The organism is Shigella dysenteriae (assembly GCF_022354085.1).
GTDB lineage: Bacteria > Pseudomonadota > Gammaproteobacteria > Enterobacterales > Enterobacteriaceae > Escherichia > Escherichia coli.
In genome coordinates, this window is sequence record NZ_CP055055.1 from 813,845 (window position 1) to 834,107 (window position 20,263).

At 52.1% G+C, this 20,263-nt stretch carries 17 protein-coding genes, 2 tRNA genes and 3 rRNA genes; 13 read left to right on the forward strand and 9 right to left on the reverse strand.

Translation table 11 applies throughout. The features are described from left to right. Nucleotides 1-12: 12 nt before the first annotated feature. The 4 genes from accA (at nt 13) to tilS (ending at nt 5,018) form a co-directional block, all read left to right on the forward strand. Complete coding sequence (gene accA, locus HUZ68_RS03825; protein ID WP_000055741.1) at nt 13-972, forward strand: acetyl-CoA carboxylase carboxyl transferase subunit alpha; 960 nt, start codon at nt 13-15, stop codon at nt 970-972. A gap of 98 nt (nt 973-1,070) precedes the next feature. Next, nucleotides 1,071-3,212 (forward strand): lysine decarboxylase LdcC, encoded by a 2,142-nt coding sequence (ldcC, locus tag HUZ68_RS03830; RefSeq protein ID WP_021576974.1) that lies wholly within the window; start codon nt 1,071-1,073, stop codon nt 3,210-3,212. Between the two features lie 56 nt (nt 3,213-3,268). Beyond that, nucleotides 3,269-3,658 carry a VOC family protein gene (locus HUZ68_RS03835; protein WP_000901098.1) on the forward strand — a complete coding sequence of 130 codons (390 nt, stop codon included), beginning with the start codon at nt 3,269-3,271 and terminating at the stop codon, nt 3,656-3,658. Nucleotides 3,659-3,722: 64 nt separating this feature from the next. Further along, the gene (gene tilS / locus HUZ68_RS03840) at nt 3,723-5,018 is read left to right on the forward strand and encodes a tRNA lysidine(34) synthetase TilS (protein WP_239594036.1); all 1,296 of its coding nucleotides are present in this window, start codon (nt 3,723-3,725) and stop codon (nt 5,016-5,018) included. A gap of 52 nt (nt 5,019-5,070) precedes the next feature. On the opposite strand, the gene rof is transcribed toward tilS, so the two are convergent. Beyond that, entirely contained in the window at nt 5,071-5,331 is a 261-nt protein-coding gene (gene rof, locus HUZ68_RS03845; protein ID WP_000062312.1) for a Rho-binding antiterminator, read from the reverse strand. Next, entirely contained in the window at nt 5,318-5,518 is a 201-nt protein-coding gene (locus HUZ68_RS03850) for a YaeP family protein (RefSeq protein ID WP_000417058.1), read from the reverse strand. Before HUZ68_RS03850 ends, rof begins: the two co-directional genes overlap by 14 nt. A gap of 165 nt (nt 5,519-5,683) precedes the next feature. Here HUZ68_RS03850 and HUZ68_RS03855 point away from each other — a divergent pair, with 165 nt between their 5' ends. From HUZ68_RS03855 to nlpE, 3 genes are read left to right on the forward strand one after another with little or no spacing between them, the layout of a single operon-like run. Then, complete coding sequence (locus tag HUZ68_RS03855; protein ID WP_001185290.1) at nt 5,684-6,229, forward strand: YaeQ family protein; 546 nt, start codon at nt 5,684-5,686, stop codon at nt 6,227-6,229. Next, on the forward strand, nt 6,226-6,648 hold the full coding sequence (gene arfB, locus HUZ68_RS03860) for an alternative ribosome rescue aminoacyl-tRNA hydrolase ArfB (RefSeq protein ID WP_000635532.1): 423 nt from the start codon (nt 6,226-6,228) through the stop codon (nt 6,646-6,648). Before HUZ68_RS03855 ends, arfB begins: the two co-directional genes overlap by 4 nt. Before the next feature lie 13 nt (nt 6,649-6,661). After that, the gene (nlpE, locus tag HUZ68_RS03865) at nt 6,662-7,372 is read left to right on the forward strand and encodes an envelope stress response activation lipoprotein NlpE (RefSeq protein ID WP_000239162.1); all 711 of its coding nucleotides are present in this window, start codon (nt 6,662-6,664) and stop codon (nt 7,370-7,372) included. A 199-nt stretch (nt 7,373-7,571) separates the two neighbouring features. Here nlpE and HUZ68_RS03870 read toward each other — a convergent pair whose 3' ends face one another. The 7 genes from HUZ68_RS03870 to metN form a co-directional block, all read right to left on the reverse strand. Then, nucleotides 7,572-8,396, reverse strand: coding sequence for a YaeF family permuted papain-like enzyme (locus tag HUZ68_RS03870; RefSeq protein ID WP_001351928.1), 825 nt, complete (start codon nt 8,394-8,396; stop codon nt 7,572-7,574). A gap of 52 nt (nt 8,397-8,448) precedes the next feature. Then, nucleotides 8,449-10,167 carry a proline--tRNA ligase gene (gene proS / locus HUZ68_RS03875; protein ID WP_001260712.1) on the reverse strand — a complete coding sequence of 573 codons (1,719 nt, stop codon included), beginning with the start codon at nt 10,165-10,167 and terminating at the stop codon, nt 8,449-8,451. 110 nt (nt 10,168-10,277) lie between these two features. Further along, entirely contained in the window at nt 10,278-10,985 is a 708-nt protein-coding gene (gene tsaA / locus HUZ68_RS03880) for a tRNA (N6-threonylcarbamoyladenosine(37)-N6)-methyltransferase TrmO (protein WP_000094011.1), read from the reverse strand. Further along, entirely contained in the window at nt 10,982-11,386 is a 405-nt protein-coding gene (gene rcsF, locus HUZ68_RS03885; RefSeq protein ID WP_001202329.1) for an Rcs stress response system protein RcsF, read from the reverse strand. Before rcsF ends, tsaA begins: the two co-directional genes overlap by 4 nt. Nucleotides 11,387-11,503: 117 nt before the next feature. Further along, the gene (gene metQ / locus HUZ68_RS03890; protein ID WP_000874227.1) at nt 11,504-12,319 is read right to left on the reverse strand and encodes a methionine ABC transporter substrate-binding lipoprotein MetQ; all 816 of its coding nucleotides are present in this window, start codon (nt 12,317-12,319) and stop codon (nt 11,504-11,506) included. 39 nt (nt 12,320-12,358) lie between these two features. Then, nucleotides 12,359-13,012, reverse strand: coding sequence for a methionine ABC transporter permease MetI (locus HUZ68_RS03895; protein WP_001294600.1), 654 nt, complete (start codon nt 13,010-13,012; stop codon nt 12,359-12,361). After that, the gene (gene metN / locus HUZ68_RS03900) at nt 13,005-14,036 is read right to left on the reverse strand and encodes a methionine ABC transporter ATP-binding protein MetN (RefSeq protein WP_000593994.1); all 1,032 of its coding nucleotides are present in this window, start codon (nt 14,034-14,036) and stop codon (nt 13,005-13,007) included. The genes HUZ68_RS03895 and metN overlap by 8 nt, the downstream gene beginning before the upstream one ends. A 187-nt stretch (nt 14,037-14,223) precedes the next feature. On the opposite strand from metN, the gene gmhB reads away from it, so the two are divergent. From gmhB to rrf, 6 genes are all read left to right on the forward strand, one after another. Then, nucleotides 14,224-14,799: a D-glycero-beta-D-manno-heptose 1,7-bisphosphate 7-phosphatase gene (gmhB, locus tag HUZ68_RS03905; protein ID WP_001140187.1), complete on the forward strand. Its 576-nt coding sequence runs from the start codon at nt 14,224-14,226 to the stop codon at nt 14,797-14,799. Nucleotides 14,800-15,162: 363 nt separating this feature from the next. After that, nucleotides 15,163-16,704: ribosomal RNA gene (locus HUZ68_RS03910) — 16S ribosomal RNA — on the forward strand. Nucleotides 16,705-16,772: 68 nt separating this feature from the next. Next, nucleotides 16,773-16,849: transfer RNA gene (locus tag HUZ68_RS03915), tRNA-Ile, on the forward strand. Between the two features lie 42 nt (nt 16,850-16,891). Then, a tRNA-Ala gene (locus HUZ68_RS03920) sits at nt 16,892-16,967 on the forward strand. Between the two features lie 183 nt (nt 16,968-17,150). Further along, nucleotides 17,151-20,053: ribosomal RNA gene (locus HUZ68_RS03925) — 23S ribosomal RNA — on the forward strand. 94 nt (nt 20,054-20,147) lie between these two features. Then, a 5S ribosomal RNA gene (gene rrf / locus HUZ68_RS03930) occupies nt 20,148-20,263 on the forward strand. Together the 16S, 23S and 5S rRNA genes with 2 tRNA genes alongside form the textbook arrangement of a ribosomal RNA operon.

Consider the following 20,263-nt stretch of genomic DNA (forward strand, 5'->3'; position numbering starts at 1 on the left):
TACAGGAATACTATGAGTCTGAATTTCCTTGATTTTGAACAGCCGATTGCAGAGCTGGAAGCGAAAATCGATTCTCTGACTGCGGTTAGCCGTCAGGATGAGAAACTGGATATTAACATCGATGAAGAAGTGCATCGTCTGCGTGAAAAGAGCGTAGAACTGACGCGTAAAATCTTCGCCGATCTCGGTGCATGGCAGATTGCGCAACTGGCACGCCATCCACAGCGTCCTTATACCCTGGATTACGTTCGCCTGGCATTTGATGAATTTGACGAACTGGCTGGCGACCGCGCGTATGCAGACGATAAAGCTATCGTCGGTGGTATCGCCCGTCTCGATGGTCGTCCGGTGATGATCATTGGTCATCAAAAAGGTCGTGAAACCAAAGAAAAAATTCGCCGTAACTTTGGTATGCCAGCGCCAGAAGGTTACCGCAAAGCACTGCGTCTGATGCAAATGGCTGAACGCTTTAAGATGCCTATCATCACCTTTATCGACACCCCGGGGGCTTATCCTGGCGTGGGCGCAGAAGAGCGTGGTCAGTCTGAAGCCATTGCACGCAACCTGCGTGAAATGTCTCGCCTCGGCGTACCGGTAGTTTGTACGGTTATCGGTGAAGGTGGTTCTGGCGGTGCGCTGGCGATTGGCGTGGGCGATAAAGTGAATATGCTGCAATACAGCACCTATTCCGTTATCTCGCCGGAAGGTTGTGCGTCCATTCTGTGGAAGAGCGCCGACAAAGCGCCGCTGGCGGCTGAAGCGATGGGTATCATCGCTCCGCGTCTGAAAGAGCTGAAACTGATCGACTCCATCATCCCGGAACCGCTGGGCGGCGCTCACCGTAACCCGGAAGCGATGGCGGCATCGTTGAAAGCGCAACTGCTGGCGGATCTGGCCGATCTCGACGTGTTAAGCACTGAAGATTTAAAAAATCGTCGTTATCAGCGCCTGATGAGCTACGGTTACGCGTAATTCGCAAAAGTTCTGAAAAAGGGTCACTTCGGTGGCCCTTTTTTATCGCCACGGTTTGAGCAGGCTATGATTAAGGAAGGATTTTCCAGGAGGAACACATGAACATCATTGCCATTATGGGACCGCATGGCGTCTTTTATAAAGATGAACCCATTAAAGAACTGGAGTCGGCGCTGGTGGCGCAAGGCTTTCAGATTATCTGGCCACAAAACAGCGTTGATTTGCTGAAGTTTATCGAACATAACCCACGAATTTGCGGCGTGATTTTTGACTGGGATGAGTACAGTCTCGATTTATGTAGCGATATCAATCAGCTTAATGAATATCTCCCGCTTTATGCCTTCATCAACACCCACTCGACGATGGATGTCAGCGTGCAGGATATGCGGATGGCGCTCTGGTTTTTTGAATATGCGCTGGGGCAGGCGGAAGATATCGCCATTCGTATGCGTCAGTATACCAACGAATATCTTGATAACATTACCCCACCGTTCACGAAAGCCTTGTTTACCTACGTCAAAGAGCGGAAGTACACCTTTTGTACGCCGGGGCATATGGGCGGCACCGCATATCAAAAAAGCCCGGTTGGCTGTCTGTTTTATGATTTTTTCGGCGGGAATACCCTTAAGGCTGATGTCTCTATTTCGGTCACCGAGCTTGGTTCGTTGCTCGACCACACCGGGCCACACCTGGAAGCGGAAGAGTACATCGCGCGGACTTTCGGCGCGGAACAGAGTTATATCGTTACCAACGGAACATCGACGTCGAACAAAATTGTGGGTATGTACGCCGCGCCATCCGGCAGTACGCTGTTGATCGACCGCAACTGCCATAAATCACTGGCGCATCTGTTGATGATGAACGATGTAGTGCCAGTCTGGCTGAAACCGACGCGTAATGCGTTGGGGATTCTGGGTGGGATCCCGCGCCGTGAATTTACTCGCGACAGCATCGAAGAGAAAGTCGCTGCCACCACGCAAGCACAATGGCCGGTTCATGCGGTGATCACCAACTCCACCTATGATGGCTTGCTCTACAACACCGACTGGATCAAACAGACGCTGGATGTCCCGTCGATTCACTTCGATTCTGCCTGGGTGCCGTACACCCATTTTCATCCGATCTACCAGGGTAAAAGTGGTATGAGCGGTGAGCGTGTTGCGGGAAAAGTGATCTTCGAAACGCAATCGACCCACAAAATGCTGGCGGCGTTATCGCAGGCTTCGCTGATCCACATTAAAGGTGAGTATGACGAAGAGGCGTTTAACGAAGCCTTTATGATGCATACCACCACCTCGCCCAGTTATCCCATTGTTGCTTCGGTTGAGACGGCGGCGGCGATGCTGCGTGGTAATCCGGGCAAACGGCTGATTAACCGTTCGGTGGAGCGGGCGCTGCATTTTCGCAAAGAGGTCCAGCGGTTGCGGGAAGAGTCTGACGGTTGGTTTTTCGATATCTGGCAACCGCCGCAGGTGGATGAAGCCGAATGCTGGCCCGTTGCGCCTGGCGAAGAGTGGCACGGCTTTAACGATGCGGATGCCGATCATATGTTTCTCGATCCGGTTAAAGTCACTATTTTGACACCGGGGATGGACGAACAGGGCAATATGAGCGAGGAGGGGATCCCGGCGGCGCTGGTGGCAAAATTCCTCGACGAACGTGGGATCGTAGTAGAGAAAACCGGCCCTTATAACCTGCTGTTTCTCTTTAGTATTGGCATCGATAAAACCAAAGCAATGGGATTATTGCGTGGGTTGACGGAATTTAAGCGCTCTTACGATCTCAACCTGCGGATCAAAAATATGCTGCCCGATCTCTATGCTGAAGATCCCGATTTCTACCGCAATATGCGTATTCAGGATCTGGCGCAAGGGATCCATAAGCTAATTCGTAAACACGATCTTCCCGGTTTGATGTTGCGGGCATTCGATACTTTGCCGGAAATGATCATGACGCCACATCAGGCATGGCAGAGACAGATTAAAGGTGAAGTAGAAACCATTGCGCTGGAACAACTGGTCGGTAGAGTATCGGCAAATATGATCCTGCCTTATCCTCCTGGCGTACCGCTGTTGATGCCTGGAGAAATGCTGACCAAAGAGAGCCGCACGGTACTCGATTTTCTACTGATGCTTTGTTCCGTAGGGCAACATTACCCCGGTTTTGAAACGGATATTCACGGCGCGAAACAGGACGAAGACGGCGTTTACCGCGTACGAGTCCTAAAAATGGCGGGATAACTTGCCAGAGCGGCTTCCGGGCGAGTAACGTGCTGTTAACAAATAAAGGAGACGTTATGCTGGGTTTAAAACAGGTTCACCATATTGCGATTATTGCGACGGATTATGCGGTGAGCAAAGCTTTCTACTGCGATATTCTTGGTTTCACGCTGCAAAGCGAAGTCTATCGCGAAGCGCGCGACTCGTGGAAAGGGGATTTGGCGCTTAATGGGCAATATGTGATTGAGCTTTTCTCATTTCCGTTCCCGCCGGAGCGCCCCAGCCGACCGGAAGCTTGCGGCCTGCGTCATCTGGCTTTTAGCGTTGATGACATCGATGCGGCAGTGGCGCACCTTGAAAGCCATAACGTGAAGTGTGAAGCCATCCGTGTCGATCCATACACGCAAAAACGCTTCACCTTCTTTAACGATCCGGACGGGCTGCCGTTGGAACTGTATGAGCAGTAAGGCTTGTCATCGCCGCATTTGCCCGGTAACGTGCCGGGCATTGCTACTGTAAAATCGCACCATCATGACACTCACGCTCAATAGACAACTTCTCACCTCACGCCAGATTCTGGTGGCCTTTAGCGGCGGGCTTGACTCCACCGTTCTGCTGCATCAGTTGGTGCAGTGGCGGACGGAAAATCCGGGTGTCGCTCTGCGCGCTATTCATGTGCATCACGGTTTAAGTGCCAATGCCGATGCCTGGGTTACGCATTGCGAAAACGTCTGCCAACAGTGGCAGGTGCCGCTGGTGGTCGAACGCGTACAACTTGCGCAAGAGGGGCTGGGGATTGAGGCCCAGGCGCGGCAGGCGCGTTATCAGGTATTTGCCCGCACCTTGTTGCCCGGTGAAGTGCTGGTCACCGCGCAACATCTCGACGATCAATGTGAAACTTTTCTGCTGGCGCTAAAACGCGGTAGCGGCCCTGCCGGGCTTTCGGCTATGGCGGAAGTTTCGGAGTTTGCCGGAACACGGCTTATCCGCCCGTTGCTTGCCCGCACGCGGGGGGAACTGGCGCAGTGGGCATTGGCGCATGGTTTACTCTGGATTGAAGACGAAAGTAATCAGGACGACTCATACGATCGTAACTTTCTGCGCCTGCGCGTAGTGCCGTTATTGCAGCAGCGTTGGCCGCATTTTGCCGAAACAACGGCCCGCAGCGCCGCACTTTGTGCTGAACAAGAGAGCCTGCTGGATGAACTGCTGGCAGATGATTTAGCACACTGTCAATCGCCGCAGGGGACGCTGCAGATTGTGCCAATGCTGGCGATGAGTGATGCCCGCCGCGCGGCGATTATCCGCCGCTGGCTGGCAGGGCAGAATGCACCGATGCCTTCCCGCGACGCGTTGGTGAGGATCTGGCAGGAAGTGGCGCTGGCGCGGGAAGATGCCTCCCCCTGTTTACGTTTGGGCGCGTTTGAAATCCGACGCTATCAGTCGCAACTGTGGTGGATTAAATCCGTCACCGGGCAAAGCGAAAACATTGTGCCGTGGCAGACGTGGCTTCAACCGCTGGAATTACCGGCGGGGCTGGGAAGTGTACAGCTTAATGCGGGAGGTGCTATTCGCCCTCCGCGTGCAGACGAAGCGGTCAGCGTGCGTTTCAAAGCGCCAGGATTGCTGCATATTGTCGGGCGTAACGGCGGACGTAAGCTAAAGAAAATCTGGCAAGAGCTGGGCGTGCCGCCGTGGCTACGTGACACCACGCCACTGCTGTTTTATGGCGAAACGCTGATTGCGGCGGCAGGGGTATTTGTGACGCAAGGAGGTGTGGCTGAAGGTGAGAATGGCATAAGTTTTGTCTGGCAGCGAAACGCTTAGTTAAGTGAAGGCCGGATATGACGCATTAAGCGTCGCATCCGGCGAAAGTCAATCAGGACTCGCTCACCACCACCGTACCGATTTCCGGGTGGCTAAAGCTGGTAATTTTATCCAGACGTAGCTCACGGGTTTCGCCAGCGGCCTCGACGACCAGATACTCCACATTTTTGCGGGAGACTAAATCGCTGGCTTTTGCCTGCAATTTTTCGCCATCTTTCAGCTCAAGTGTCAGCATTAAATGATGCTGGCAGGCGAGCTCAAGATTATCGTAATCATCACAATTGATTGGTTGATACGTATCATTCATTGACATAATCGCTCACCAGTAAGTTTGCCGCAGCGTATGCTGCTTTTTCCCTGACAGCCTCAGAAAGGGCGTCGTCGGCAGCCATTTCATTCAGCACTTTCAAAACGCAGCCCAGCGCGTCCGGAACGTATCCTAAGTCTCCGCTGGCGATTTCCGCGTACCGCTTGCGTATTAACTCACAATATTTTTCCACATGCCCTCCTGTCAGCACTCTGACTTAACCGTGGATGCAAGTCTAAGCCTACGAAGATAAACTCTGTTTCGCAAGGTGACTATACCACACTCATTTCTGCAATATCAGCGCCGCAACTGCACGTATTCCGTTACAATGGCCTCCTGATTCGAAAGGAGTTTTCTTATGGCGCTTAAAGCGACAATTTATAAAGCGACGGTTAATGTGGCCGATCTCGACCGCAACCAGTTTCTCGATGCCTCTCTGACGCTGGCGCGCCATCCTTCAGAAACCCAGGAGCGTATGATGCTGCGCTTGCTGGCGTGGCTGAAATATGCTGATGAACGTCTGCAATTTACCCGTGGTTTGTGTGCCGATGATGAGCCGGAAGCGTGGCTGCGTAACGATCACCTGGGCATTGATTTGTGGATTGAGCTGGGGCTGCCGGATGAGCGGCGGATTAAGAAAGCCTGCACCCAGGCCGCAGAAGTGGCGCTGTTTACCTATAATAGTCGGGCGGCGCAAATCTGGTGGCAGCAAAATCAGAGCAAATGTGTGCAGTTTGCCAATCTTTCCGTCTGGTATCTGGACGATGAACAACTGGCGAAAGTAAGCGCCTTTGCCGATCGTACCATGACGCTGCAGGCAACGATTCAGGATGGCGTGATCTGGTTATCGGATGATAAGAATAATCTGGAAGTGAACTTAACCGCCTGGCAACAACCTTCATGATTGTGATTTCCCGACATGTTGCTATTCCCGATGGTGAGCTTGAGATCACCGCCATTCGTGCGCAGGGCGCGGGCGGGCAGCATGTTAATAAGACCTCAACGGCTATTCATCTGCGTTTTGACATTCGGGCGTCCAGCCTGCCAGAGTATTACAAAGAGCATCTGCTCGCCGCCAGCCATCATTTGATCAGCAGTGATGGCGTGATTGTCATTAAGGCACAGGAATACCGCAGTCAGGAACTGAACCGCGAAGCAGCTCTGGCCCGGCTGGTGGCTGTGATTAAAGAATTAACAACAGAACAAAAAGCCCGACGACCCACGCGGCCCACCCGTGCATCGAAAGAGCGCAGGCTGGCATCGAAAGCACAAAAATCAAGCGTGAAGGCGATGCGCGGCAAAGTGCGCAGCGGTCGGGAATAAAAAGAAGGAATGGATGGTGAAAAAAGCGATAGTGACAGCGATGGCTGTAATCAGCCTCTTTACTCTGATGGGTTGTAATAATCGGGCCGAAGTCGATACGCTTTCTCCGGCGCAGGCTGCCGAATTGAAACCGATGCCGCAAAGTTGGCGCGGCGTGCTGCCGTGTGCCGATTGCGAAGGAATCGAAACCTCTCTGTTCCTCGAAAAAGACGGAACATGGGTGATGAATGAGCGTTATCTCGGTGCTCGTGAAGAACCTTCCTCCTTCGCTTCCTACGGTACATGGGCGCGAACCGCTGACAAGCTGGTATTAACCGACAGCAAAGGTGAAAAGTCATATTATCGGGCGAAAGGCGATGCGCTGGAGATGCTCGATCGTGAAGGCAATCCGATTGAATCGCAGTTCAACTATACGCTGGAAGCGGCACAATCCAGTTTACCCATGACGCCGATGACCCTGCGGGGCATGTATTTTTATATGGCTGATGCGGCGACCTTCACTGATTGCGCGACCGGAAAACGTTTCATGGTAGCGAATAACGCAGAGCTGGAGCGTGGCTACCTGGCTGCGCGCGGTCACAGTGAAAAACCGGTGTTACTGTCAGTAGAAGGTCACTTTACGCTTGAGGCTAATCCGGATACCGGTGCGCCAACCAAAGTATTAGCACCCGATACGGCAGGGAAATTTTACCCAAACCAGGATTGCAGTAGTTTGGGGCAGTAACCCGTCTTGAGACAGAAACAAACGCAAAACAGGCCAGAAGGATATATTTCAACATTTTGAATTTGCACGTTTTTTGTAGGCCGGATAAGGCGTTTACGCCGCATCCGGCAATGGTGCTCAACGCCTGATGCGACGCTGGCGCGTCTTATCATGCCTACAACCCCCCTCATACCTTAAGGCGGATAAGGCATTTACTTTATCACCGGGTCAGCCCAACAAAGCGACCCGCCTTGATATAAATCCCTGGCTTCAGGTGCCCAACATACTGTAACTGCGTTTCTGGCTTAAACGCAGAGACATCACCAATACGCATATGCATCAGATCGGCAGGGCTAATCCAGCCCGATTGCGCCAGCGTAAGCGGATGCCCGGCTTTGGCAAATGCATCAGTGACAAATTCCGAACAAAACCACGACTTTTTGTCTCCTTCGCCCACACTGCTTAACTGCGCTTTCGCCAGGCCGCTGACGCACTGTTGGCGAAAATCCTCGGAGAACGGATTCAGTGAGCACATCTGGCGAGTCACCATAAAGGGGATAAATTCGACAATGCCGCGATAGTTATAACCGCTATCTTTGATTTTATTGGCGAACGCGGTGATTTCTGTGGCTTGTTGCGGGGTAAGATCCGGGACTCGTAAGACGAAAAGTTTATCACTATGCTTCATCGCTTTTTTAAGGGAAACAATCTGGACGCCAGCGCCTGTCGCTTCTGCAACGTTATTTTCACCCAGATAGATTGCAACGTGACTCACAGAGGAGGTGCTGAAAACGCGGATCCCAAATGAGGTTACCCCCAGGCTTGAGGAGAACAGCAAATCGCCGGGTTTGAGATCAGGTACCGTTATTTCTTTTATTGATTGTTCGGTGAAAGAGCTTTGATGCTGGAATTTGACAGCCCATGTTTTTGCCTCAACATCTACCGCTGTGGCAGAGGAGTCTGGCTGGCTGATATCAACGGTACAGGCCGAAAGTAAAAGAAAGCAGGGGAGAAGCAGGCGGTAGTACGCCTTTGGTTTATCCATTTTATACAATCCATGTAAAAAAGGGCCCTGAAATTCAGGACCCTTTCTGGCATCAGCCTTTAATCTGTTTCACCAGATATTCGACGATGTCACCAGTCTTAATTAACTGTTTCTCGCCGTTGCGACGATATTTATATTCGATATCGTCGTTGTCGAGGTTACGGTCGCCCAGCACAATAGTGTGCGGAATACCGATCAGTTCCATATCGGCAAACATCACGCCCGGACGTTCTTTTCGGTCATCCAGCAGCACTTCGATACCTTGTGCACGCAGTTCGCTGTACAGTTTCTCAGCAAGCTCTTGTACGCGGAAGGATTTGTGCATGTTCATCGGCAGAATCGCCACCTGGAACGGCGCGATAGCGTCAGGCCATACGATGCCGCGTTCGTCGTAGTTCTGCTCAATCGCCGCAGCTACTACACGCGTTACCCCGATACCGTAGCAACCCATCGTCAGGATTTGGTTACGGCCATCTTCACCCTGTACGGAGGCTTTCAGTGCTTCGGAGTACTTGGTACCCAGCTGGAAGATGTGACCAACTTCGATACCACGTTTGATCAGCAGCGTACCCTGGCCATCCGGGCTTGGATCGCCAGCCACCACGTTACGGATATCCGCAACTTCCGGGGTAGCGACATCGCGATCCCAGTTGATGCCGAAGTAGTGTTTACCATCGATGTTAGCACCAGCAGCGAAATCACTCATCGCCGCAACGGTACGGTCAATCACCACCGGAATCGGCATGTTTACCGGACCCAGTGAACCCGGACCGGCTTTAACCACGGCACGAATTTCTTCTTCGGTCGCGAAAGTCAGCGGGCTGGCAACCTGCGGCAGTTTTTCTGCTTTAACTTCGTTCAGTTCGTGGTCACCGCGCACCAGCAGCGCAACCAGCGGGAAGCTACTGCCTTCAACCGCTTTAACCAGCAGAGTCTTAACCGTTTTCTCAATCGGCAGATTGAACTGTTCAACCAGTTCCGCGATGGTTTTCGCGTTCGGCGTATCAACCAGCGTCATTTCCTGGGTAGCAGCAGCGCGCGGTTCTTTCGGCGCGATAGCTTCTGCCAGTTCAATGTTCGCTGCATAGTCAGAGGTGTCGGAGAAGACCACATCGTCTTCACCGCTCTGCGCCAGCACCTGGAATTCGTGAGAGGCGCTGCCGCCGATAGAACCGGTGTCGGCCTGTACGGCGCGGAAATCCAGCCCCATGCGGCTGAAGATTTTGCTGTAGGCCGCATACATTGCATCGTAGGTTTCCTGCAGGGATTCCTGAGAAGTATGGAAAGAGTAAGCATCTTTCATCAGGAATTCGCGGGAACGCATGACGCCGAAACGCGGACGCACTTCGTCGCGGAACTTGGTCTGGATCTGATAGAAGTTCAGCGGCAGCTGTTTGTAAGAGCTAAGCTCGTTACGAATCAGGTCAGTGATAACTTCTTCATGAGTTGGGCCGAGTACGAACGGACGCTCGCCACGGTCAACAAAACGCAGCAGTTCCGGACCGTACTGTTCCCAACGACCACTCTCTTGCCACAAATCGGCTGGCTGAACCACCGGCATCGACACCTCGATCGCACCGGCGTTGTTCATCTCTTCACGCACGATGTTTTCGACTTTTTTCAGAACGCGCACGCCGGTCGGCAGCCAGGTATATAACCCGGAGGCCAGCTTGCGGATCATCCCGGCGCGCAGCATCAGCTGATGGCTGATCACCTCGGCGTCGGCAGGTGTCTCCTTGAGAGTGGAGAGCAGGTATTGGCTAGTACGCATGTTGTTACGGTTCCAGTTGGAAGGTAGAACAGGCTCAAGGCGAGCCTGGGACAAAAAAAGTGATTTAGTTTACCAGTGCAAAAGAAATGTCAAAAGAGAAGGGCGTGAATTTAACGCGGTTCCAGCGCAAAGACTTCAAAACCTGCGTCGGTGACGCGCCAGCGAACGTTAAAATCATGTAGCCAGACGGCATAGGTTTTGCCCGTTTCCTCACCTTTACGATAGGCCGGGCGCGGGTCCTGCGCCAGTACTTCGCGGATAAACAGCGTTAACTGCGGATAACGCTTCTCCAGCGTCAAAAGCTGCTTTTCGACCTCTGCGGTAAAACTCACCGCCATCTCTGCAGCTGGCGCACTTTGCGCATAGCTGGCACTGGCATCGGGAAGCGATTCGGCAAAGGGGAGATACGGTTTGATATCCACTACCGGCGTACCATCGACCAGATCCAGACTGCCGAGCTTCAGAATCACGCTGTCTTTATGGCAAACAACCTCTTTCAGCTCTACCAGCGACATGCCAATTGGGTTAGGGCGGAAAGTAGAGCGTGTTGCGAAAACCCCCATTCTGGCGTTACCGCCGAGGCGCGGTGGACGCACAGTCGGACGCCAGCCGCCTTCCATCGTTTGATGAAAGACGAAAAGGATCCATAAATGGCTGAACGCTTCCAGGCCGCGAACGGCGTCGGCCTGGTTGTAGGGAGCAATGAGATGCAGTTCGCCGTTGGCGCTTTTTACCAGACCTGGCTGGCGCGGAACGGCGAACTTTTCTTTATAGGGCGAGCGAATAACGCCTATTTGCTCGAACTGGAAACTGCTCATTTCGCCGTAATGTTAAGCGCAGAGCCGATACATACAGCCTGACGATAGCAGCCCGGCGTACCGCTGGTGACTTCGCAGCTATGCAGTAATACCGCATTGGCTTTCATTTTCGAGGCGTTGATTTGCATCCGCTTACGCGCGGTTGGAATGCTCGGCGGAGAGTCCTGATTAGAGGCCTGGCAAGAGTCGCCACTGACTTCACCGAGATCGCGGAACGGTTTGCCGACTAATTCTTCTGCATTGGTATAAATTCGGACCGGCGTGGCGCGCGGCGCTTTCGGTTTTGCAGGCTCCGCTTTCGGCTGGGGTGCAGTGCTTTGAACGGGTTCGACAGGGGATCTGCTTAACATGGAACAGCCGCTTAGCATGAGTGCTACTAAACAGATCGGTAAAGCACGCATAGTATTTCCTCAATGTATGATCAAAACGTCAATATTGAATCAGGAGCTTGTAAAAATGACAAGACGGGCAAGCGCCCGTCCTGAATGATATTACAAATTGTGGAAACAGCCTAAAAATTACCAGCCTTTAACAGCGCCGCCGTTAAACACTTTGTTTGCTGCTTCGTAAACTTCGTCAGACTGATAAGCCTGGACGAATTTCTTCACGTTCTCGGCGTCTTTGTTATCTTCACGCGTTACGATCAGGTTTACGTACGGGGAGTCTTTATCTTCGACAAAGATACCGTTTTTCGCTGGAGTCAGGCCAATCTGGCTGGCATAGGTGGTGTTAATAACTGCCAGAGCGATTTGCGCGTCGTCCAGAGAACGCGGCAGTTGCGGTGCTTCCAGTTCAACAATTTTCAGATTTTTTGGGTTCTCAACAACATCAAGAACGGTCGGCAGCAGGCCAACGCCATCTTTCAGTTTGATCAAGCCCACTTTTTGCAGCAGCAGCAGTGAACGACCAAGGTTAGTTGGGTCGTTTGGCACGGCAACCTGCGAACCATCCTGCAGTTCATCCAGTGATTTGATTTTCTTGGAGTAACCAGCAATCGGATAAACAAAAGTGTTGCCTACTGCGACCAGTTTGTAGCCACGATCTTTCAGTTGCTGATCAAGGTACGGTTTATGCTGGAAGGCGTTGGCGTCGATATCGCCTTTGCTCAATGCTTCGTTTGGCAGAACATAGTCGTTGAAGGTTACCAGCTCAACGTCCAGGCCATATTTGTCTTTCGCAACTTTCTGCGCGACTTCTGCTACCTGCTGTTCGGCACCAACAATCACGCCGACTTTAATGTGGTTTGGATCTTTTTCATCCTGACCGCAGCCTACCAGTGCCAGTGATCCAATCAGGGCTCCCACTGCCGCAAAGGTTTTGAATTTGAACGCCATACCTTATTCCTTCTTCAATTATTTATGTTGTGTTGAACGTTACTTGCGAGTGACAGCCCGGACGATGCGGTCGCCTGCGAACTGAATTAAATAAACCAGAATGACCAGCAATACCAGTACCGTATTCATCACCGTCGCGTTATAGCCGATGTAGCCATACTGATAGCCAATCTGACCTAAACCACCGGCACCGACTGCACCACCCATCGCGGAATAACCGACCAGGGTAATCAGGGTGATAGTTGCCGCATTCACCAGACCCGGCAACGCTTCCGGTAACAGCACTTTACGGACGATCTGCATTGGCGTGGCACCCATTGCGCGGGAAGCTTCAATTAACCCGGTTGGGATCTCCAGCAGAGCGTTCTCGACCATACGGGCAATAAACGGTGCTGCACCAACGGTTAACGGAACAATTGCTGCCTGCAAACCAATCGATGTACCGACAATAACGCGGGTAAACGGAATCATCCATACCAGCAAGATAATGAACGGGATGGAACGGAAAATGTTCACAATCGCAGAAACGGTACGATACAGCTTCGCGTTAGCAATAATTTGCCCCGGACGCGTGACATAAAGCAGGACGCCAACCGGCAGACCAATCACAAACCCAAAAAATCCGGATACGAAGGTCATTGCCAGCGTTTCCCATACGCCACGAACCAGCAGCCACATCATCGGCTCAGACATAACCCAGTACCTCTACTTTTACATGGTGTTCCTGCAGCCAGGCAATGGCGGCTTGCGTATCTTGTTGTGTGCCGTGCATTTCAGTCAGCATGATGCCGAACTTAACGCCACCGGCGTAATCCATCTGCGCGCTAATAATGTTGTTGTTGACGTTGAAACGACGCGCGGTTTCAGAAAGCAGTGGGGCATCGACCGATTGACCGGTAAACTCCAGACGCAGCATCGGCACGCAGTCAGTAAATGGCTCCGCTTGCAGACGTTCCTGGTAATCTTCCGGGATATCCAGATGCAGGGTCGACTGAATAAACTTCTGCGCCAGCGGCGTTTTCGGATGCGAGAACACTTCACTTACCGTGTCCTGCTCGATCAGTTCGCCATTACTGATAACCGCCACGCAATCACAAATGCGCTTCACAACGTCCATTTCGTGGGTGATCAACAGAATCGTCAAACCCAGACGGCGGTTAATGTCTTTCAGCAGTTCGAGAATAGAACGTGTCGTTGCCGGGTCTAGCGCGCTGGTGGCTTCATCACACAGCAATACTTTGGGATTGCTGGCTAATGCACGGGCAATCGCCACACGTTGTTTCTGCCCACCGGAAAGATTCGACGGGTAGCTATCATGCTTATCTCCAAGACCAACCAATGACAGCAATTCCGTCACGCGACGTTTGATCTCGTCTTTCGGTGTATTGTCCAGCTCCAGCGGCAGAGCCACGTTGCCAAAAACAGTACGCGAAGAGAGCAGGTTAAAATGCTGGAAAATCATACCAATCTGGCGGCGAGCTTTGGTCAACTCGGATTCTGACAGCGTGGTCAGTTCCTGGCCATCGACCAGCACACTACCCTCGGTTGGGCGCTCCAGCAGGTTTACACAACGTATAAGCGTACTCTTACCCGCGCCTGAGGCACCGATAACGCCATAAATTTGCCCAGCTGGCACATGCAGGCTGACGTTGTTCAACGCCTGGATGGTGCGGGTGCCCTGGTGGAACACTTTGGTGATATTCGAAAGTTTTATCATTGATTATTTATTATCGTCATTAAGTTAGTCGTGGCATCTCGAATGCCTGAAACGGGCAACGCCGTCAATGAAATGGATGTTAAGGCATCCAGACGTCTAAATCAATCAGGTTTATGCGAAGAGCACTTTCTTGCAGGTCGAAACATGCGATACTAGCGTCACATGCCTTATTAAGGAGCTATAAAAGGTGGCGAAGAGCGTACCCGCAATTTTTCTTGACCGTGATGGCACCATTAATGTCGATCACGGCTATGTCCATGAGATCGACAACTTTGAATTTATCGACGGTGTTATTGACGCCATGCGCGAGCTTAAAAAAATGGGCTTTGCGCTGGTGGTAGTAACCAACCAGTCTGGCATTGCTCGCGGTAAATTTACCGAAGCACAGTTTGAAACGCTGACCGAGTGGATGGACTGGTCGCTGGCGGACCGAGATGTCGATCTGGATGGTATCTATTATTGCCCGCATCATCCGCAGGGTAGTGTTGAAGAGTTTCGCCAGGTCTGCGATTGCCGCAAACCACATCCGGGGATGCTTTTGTCAGCACGCGATTATTTGCATATTGATATGGCCGCTTCTTATATGGTGGGCGATAAATTAGAAGATATGCAGGCAGCGGTTGCGGCGAACGTGGGAACAAAAGTGCTGGTGCGTACGGGTAAACCTATTACACCTGAAGCAGAAAACGCGGCAGATTGGGTGTTAAATAGCCTGGCAGACCTGCCGCAAGCGATAAAAAAGCAGCAAAAACCGGCGCAATGATTAAAAGATGAGCGGTTGAAATAAAAATGCATTTTTCCGCTTGTCTTCCTGAGCCGACTCCCTATAATGCGCCTCCATCGACACGGCGGATGTGAATCACTTCACACAAACAGCTGGTTCGGTTGAAGAGAAAAAATCCTGAAATTCAGGGTTGACTCTGAAAGAGGAAAGCGTAATATACGCCACCTCGCGACAGTGAGCTGAAAGCCGCGTCGCAACTGCTCTTTAACAATTTATCAGACAATCTGTGTGGGCACTCGAAGATACGGATTCTTAACGTCGCAAGACGAAAAATGAATACCAAGTCTCAAGAGTGAACACGTAATTCATTACGAAGTTTAATTCTTTGAGCATCAAACTTTTAAATTGAAGAGTTTGATCATGGCTCAGATTGAACGCTGGCGGCAGGCCTAACACATGCAAGTCGAACGGTAACAGGAAGAAGCTTGCTTCTTTGCTGACGAGTGGCGGACGGGTGAGTAATGTCTGGGAAACTGCCTGATGGAGGGGGATAACTACTGGAAACGGTAGCTAATACCGCATAACGTCGCAAGACCAAAGAGGGGGACCTTCGGGCCTCTTGCCATCGGATGTGCCCAGATGGGATTAGCTAGTAGGTGGGGTAACGGCTCACCTAGGCGACGATCCCTAGCTGGTCTGAGAGGATGACCAGCCACACTGGAACTGAGACACGGTCCAGACTCCTACGGGAGGCAGCAGTGGGGAATATTGCACAATGGGCGCAAGCCTGATGCAGCCATGCCGCGTGTATGAAGAAGGCCTTCGGGTTGTAAAGTACTTTCAGCGGGGAGGAAGGGAGTAAAGTTAATACCTTTGCTCATTGACGTTACCCGCAGAAGAAGCACCGGCTAACTCCGTGCCAGCAGCCGCGGTAATACGGAGGGTGCAAGCGTTAATCGGAATTACTGGGCGTAAAGCGCACGCAGGCGGTTTGTTAAGTCAGATGTGAAATCCCCGGGCTCAACCTGGGAACTGCATCTGATACTGGCAAGCTTGAGTCTCGTAGAGGGGGGTAGAATTCCAGGTGTAGCGGTGAAATGCGTAGAGATCTGGAGGAATACCGGTGGCGAAGGCGGCCCCCTGGACGAAGACTGACGCTCAGGTGCGAAAGCGTGGGGAGCAAACAGGATTAGATACCCTGGTAGTCCACGCCGTAAACGATGTCGACTTGGAGGTTGTGCCCTTGAGGCGTGGCTTCCGGAGCTAACGCGTTAAGTCGACCGCCTGGGGAGTACGGCCGCAAGGTTAAAACTCAAATGAATTGACGGGGGCCCGCACAAGCGGTGGAGCATGTGGTTTAATTCGATGCAACGCGAAGAACCTTACCTGGTCTTGACATCCACAGAACTTTCCAGAGATGGATTGGTGCCTTCGGGAACTGTGAGACAGGTGCTGCATGGCTGTCGTCAGCTCGTGTTGTGAAATGTTGGGTTAAGTCCCGCAACGAGCGCAACCCTTATCCTTTGTTGCCAGCGGTCCGGCCGGGAACTCAAAGGAGACTGCCAGTGATAAACTGGAGGAAGGTGGGGATGACGTCAAGTCATCATGGCCCTTACGACCAGGGCTACACACGTGCTACAATGGCGCATACAAAGAGAAGCGACCTCGCGAGAGCAAGCGGACCTCATAAAGTGCGTCGTAGTCCGGATTGGAGTCTGCAACTCGACTCCATGAAGTCGGAATCGCTAGTAATCGTGGATCAGAATGCCACGGTGAATACGTTCCCGGGCCTTGTACACACCGCCCGTCACACCATGGGAGTGGGTTGCAAAAGAAGTAGGTAGCTTAACCTTCGGGAGGGCGCTTACCACTTTGTGATTCATGACTGGGGTGAAGTCGTAACAAGGTAACCGTAGGGGAACCTGCGGTTGGATCACCTCCTTACCTTAAAGAAGCGTACTTTGCAGTGCTCACACAGATTGTCTGATGAAAATGAGCAGTAAAACCTCTACAGGCTTGTAGCTCAGGTGGTTAGAGCGCACCCCTGATAAGGGTGAGGTCGGTGGTTCAAGTCCACTCAGGCCTACCAAATTTGCACGGCAAATTTGAAGAGGTTTTAACTACATGTTATGGGGCTATAGCTCAGCTGGGAGAGCGCCTGCTTTGCACGCAGGAGGTCTGCGGTTCGATCCCGCATAGCTCCACCATCTCTGTAGTGATTAAATAAAAAATACTTCAGAGTGTACCTGCAAAGGTTCACTGCGAAGTTTTGCTCTTTAAAAATCTGGATCAAGCTGAAAATTGAAACACTGAACAACGAGAGTTGTTCGTGAGTCTCTCAAATTTTCGCAACACGATGATGAATCGAAAGAAACATCTTCGGGTTGTGAGGTTAAGCGACTAAGCGTACACGGTGGATGCCCTGGCAGTCAGAGGCGATGAAGGACGTGCTAATCTGCGATAAGCGTCGGTAAGGTGATATGAACCGTTATAACCGGCGATTTCCGAATGGGGAAACCCAGTGTGTTTCGACACACTATCATTAACTGAATCCATAGGTTAATGAGGCGAACCGGGGGAACTGAAACATCTAAGTACCCCGAGGAAAAGAAATCAACCGAGATTCCCCCAGTAGCGGCGAGCGAACGGGGAGGAGCCCAGAGCCTGAATCAGTGTGTGTGTTAGTGGAAGCGTCTGGAAAGGCGCGCGATACAGGGTGACAGCCCCGTACACAAAAATGCACATACTGTGAGCTCGATGAGTAGGGCGGGACACGTGGTATCCTGTCTGAATATGGGGGGACCATCCTCCAAGGCTAAATACTCCTGACTGACCGATAGTGAACCAGTACCGTGAGGGAAAGGCGAAAAGAACCCCGGCGAGGGGAGTGAAAAAGAACCTGAAACCGTGTACGTACAAGCAGTGGGAGCCTCTTTTATGGGGTGACTGCGTACCTTTTGTATAATGGGTCAGCGACTTATATTCTGTAGCAAGGTTAACCGAATAGGGGAGCCGAAGGGAAACCGAGTCTTAACTGGGCGTTAAGTTGCAGGGTATAGACCCGAAACCCGGTGATCTAGCCATGGGCAGGTTGAAGGTTGGGTAACACTAACTGGAGGACCGAACCGACTAATGTTGAAAAATTAGCGGATGACTTGTGGCTGGGGGTGAAAGGCCAATCAAACCGGGAGATAGCTGGTTCTCCCCGAAAGCTATTTAGGTAGCGCCTCGTGAATTCATCTCCGGGGGTAGAGCACTGTTTCGGCAAGGGGGTCATCCCGACTTACCAACCCGATGCAAACTGCGAATACCGGAGAATGTTATCACGGGAGACACACGGCGGGTGCTAACGTCCGTCGTGAAGAGGGAAACAACCCAGACCGCCAGCTAAGGTCCCAAAGTCATGGTTAAGTGGGAAACGATGTGGGAAGGCCCAGACAGCCAGGATGTTGGCTTAGAAGCAGCCATCATTTAAAGAAAGCGTAATAGCTCACTGGTCGAGTCGGCCTGCGCGGAAGATGTAACGGGGCTAAACCATGCACCGAAGCTGCGGCAGCGACACTATGTGTTGTTGGGTAGGGGAGCGTTCTGTAAGCCTGTGAAGGTGTACTGTGAGGTATGCTGGAGGTATCAGAAGTGCGAATGCTGACATAAGTAACGATAAAGCGGGTGAAAAGCCCGCTCGCCGGAAGACCAAGGGTTCCTGTCCAACGTTAATCGGGGCAGGGTGAGTCGACCCCTAAGGCGAGGCCGAAAGGCGTAGTCGATGGGAAACAGGTTAATATTCCTGTACTTGGTGTTACTGCGAAGGGGGGACGGAGAAGGCTATGTTGGCCGGGCGACGGTTGTCCCGGTTTAAGCGTGTAGGCTGGTTTTCCAGGCAAATCCGGAAAATCAAGGCTGAGGCGTGATGACGAGGCACTACGGTGCTGAAGCAACAAATGCCCTGCTTCCAGGAAAAGCCTCTAAGCATCAGGTAACATCAAATCGTACCCCAAACCGACACAGGTGGTCAGGTAGAGAATACCAAGGCGCTTGAGAGAACTCGGGTGAAGGAACTAGGCAAAATGGTGCCGTAACTTCGGGAGAAGGCACGCTGATATGTAGGTGAAGTCCCTCGCGGATGGAGCTGAAATCAGTCGAAGATACCAGCTGGCTGCAACTGTTTATTAAAAACACAGCACTGTGCAAACACGAAAGTGGACGTATACGGTGTGACGCCTGCCCGGTGCCGGAAGGTTAATTGATGGGGTCAGCGCAAGCGAAGCTCTTGATCGAAGCCCCGGTAAACGGCGGCCGTAACTATAACGGTCCTAAGGTAGCGAAATTCCTTGTCGGGTAAGTTCCGACCTGCACGAATGGCGTAATGATGGCCAGGCTGTCTCCACCCGAGACTCAGTGAAATTGAACTCGCTGTGAAGATGCAGTGTACCCGCGGCAAGACGGAAAGACCCCGTGAACCTTTACTATAGCTTGACACTGAACATTGAGCCTTGATGTGTAGGATAGGTGGGAGGCTTAGAAGTGTGGACGCCAGTCTGCATGGAGCCGACCTTGAAATACCACCCTTTAATGTTTGATGTTCTAACGTTGACCCGTGATCCGGGTTGCGGACAGTGTCTGGTGGGTAGTTTGACTGGGGCGGTCTCCTCCTAAAGAGTAACGGAGGAGCACGAAGGTTGGCTAATCCTGGTCGGACATCAGGAGGTTAGTGCAATGGCATAAGCCAGCTTGACTGCGAGCGTGACGGCGCGAGCAGGTGCGAAAGCAGGTCATAGTGATCCGGTGGTTCTGAATGGAAGGGCCATCGCTCAACGGATAAAAGGTACTCCGGGGATAACAGGCTGATACCGCCCAAGAGTTCATATCGACGGCGGTGTTTGGCACCTCGATGTCGGCTCATCACATCCTGGGGCTGAAGTAGGTCCCAAGGGTATGGCTGTTCGCCATTTAAAGTGGTACGCGAGCTGGGTTTAGAACGTCGTGAGACAGTTCGGTCCCTATCTGCCGTGGGCGCTGGAGAACTGAGGGGGGCTGCTCCTAGTACGAGAGGACCGGAGTGGACGCATCACTGGTGTTCGGGTTGTCATGCCAATGGCACTGCCCGGTAGCTAAATGCGGAAGAGATAAGTGCTGAAAGCATCTAAGCACGAAACTTGCCCCGAGATGAGTTCTCCCTGACCCTTTAAGGGTCCTGAAGGAACGTTGAAGACGACGACGTTGATAGGCCGGGTGTGTAAGCGCAGCGATGCGTTGAGCTAACCGGTACTAATGAACCGTGAGGCTTAACCTTACAACGCCGAAGGTGTTTTGGCGGATGAGAGAAGATTTTCGGCCTGATACAGATTAAATCAGAACGCAGAAGCGGTCTGATAAAACAGAATTTGCCTGGCGGCCGTAGCGCGGTGGTCCCACCTGACCCCATGCCGAACTCAGAAGTGAAACGCCGTAGCGCCGATGGTAGTGTGGGGTCTCCCCATGCGAGAGTAGGGAACTGCCAGGC

Excerpts from the sequence above, each read along its gene's own strand:
- rcsF (WP_001202329.1), bottom strand. The coding sequence starts at position 11,386 with ATGCGTGCTTTACCGATCTGTTTAGTAGCACTCATGCTAAGCGGCTGT.
- arfB (WP_000635532.1), top strand. The coding sequence starts at position 6,226 with ATGATTGTGATTTCCCGACATGTTGCTATTCCCGATGGTGAGCTTGAG.
- HUZ68_RS03835 (WP_000901098.1), top strand. The coding sequence starts at position 3,269 with ATGCTGGGTTTAAAACAGGTTCACCATATTGCGATTATTGCGACGGAT.
- ldcC (WP_021576974.1), top strand. The coding sequence starts at position 1,071 with ATGAACATCATTGCCATTATGGGACCGCATGGCGTCTTTTATAAAGAT.
- proS (WP_001260712.1), bottom strand. The coding sequence starts at position 10,167 with ATGCGTACTAGCCAATACCTGCTCTCCACTCTCAAGGAGACACCTGCC.
- HUZ68_RS03870 (WP_001351928.1), bottom strand. The coding sequence starts at position 8,396 with ATGGATAAACCAAAGGCGTACTACCGCCTGCTTCTCCCCTGCTTTCTT.
- rof (WP_000062312.1), bottom strand. The coding sequence starts at position 5,331 with ATGTCAATGAATGATACGTATCAACCAATCAATTGTGATGATTACGAT.
- HUZ68_RS03895 (WP_001294600.1), bottom strand. The coding sequence starts at position 13,012 with ATGTCTGAGCCGATGATGTGGCTGCTGGTTCGTGGCGTATGGGAAACG.
- metQ (WP_000874227.1), bottom strand. The coding sequence starts at position 12,319 with ATGGCGTTCAAATTCAAAACCTTTGCGGCAGTGGGAGCCCTGATTGGA.
- HUZ68_RS03855 (WP_001185290.1), top strand. The coding sequence starts at position 5,684 with ATGGCGCTTAAAGCGACAATTTATAAAGCGACGGTTAATGTGGCCGAT.
- nlpE (WP_000239162.1), top strand. The coding sequence starts at position 6,662 with ATGGTGAAAAAAGCGATAGTGACAGCGATGGCTGTAATCAGCCTCTTT.
- tsaA (WP_000094011.1), bottom strand. The coding sequence starts at position 10,985 with ATGAGCAGTTTCCAGTTCGAGCAAATAGGCGTTATTCGCTCGCCCTAT.
- metN (WP_000593994.1), bottom strand. The coding sequence starts at position 14,036 with ATGATAAAACTTTCGAATATCACCAAAGTGTTCCACCAGGGCACCCGC.
- accA (WP_000055741.1), top strand. The coding sequence starts at position 13 with ATGAGTCTGAATTTCCTTGATTTTGAACAGCCGATTGCAGAGCTGGAA.
- tilS (WP_239594036.1), top strand. The coding sequence starts at position 3,723 with ATGACACTCACGCTCAATAGACAACTTCTCACCTCACGCCAGATTCTG.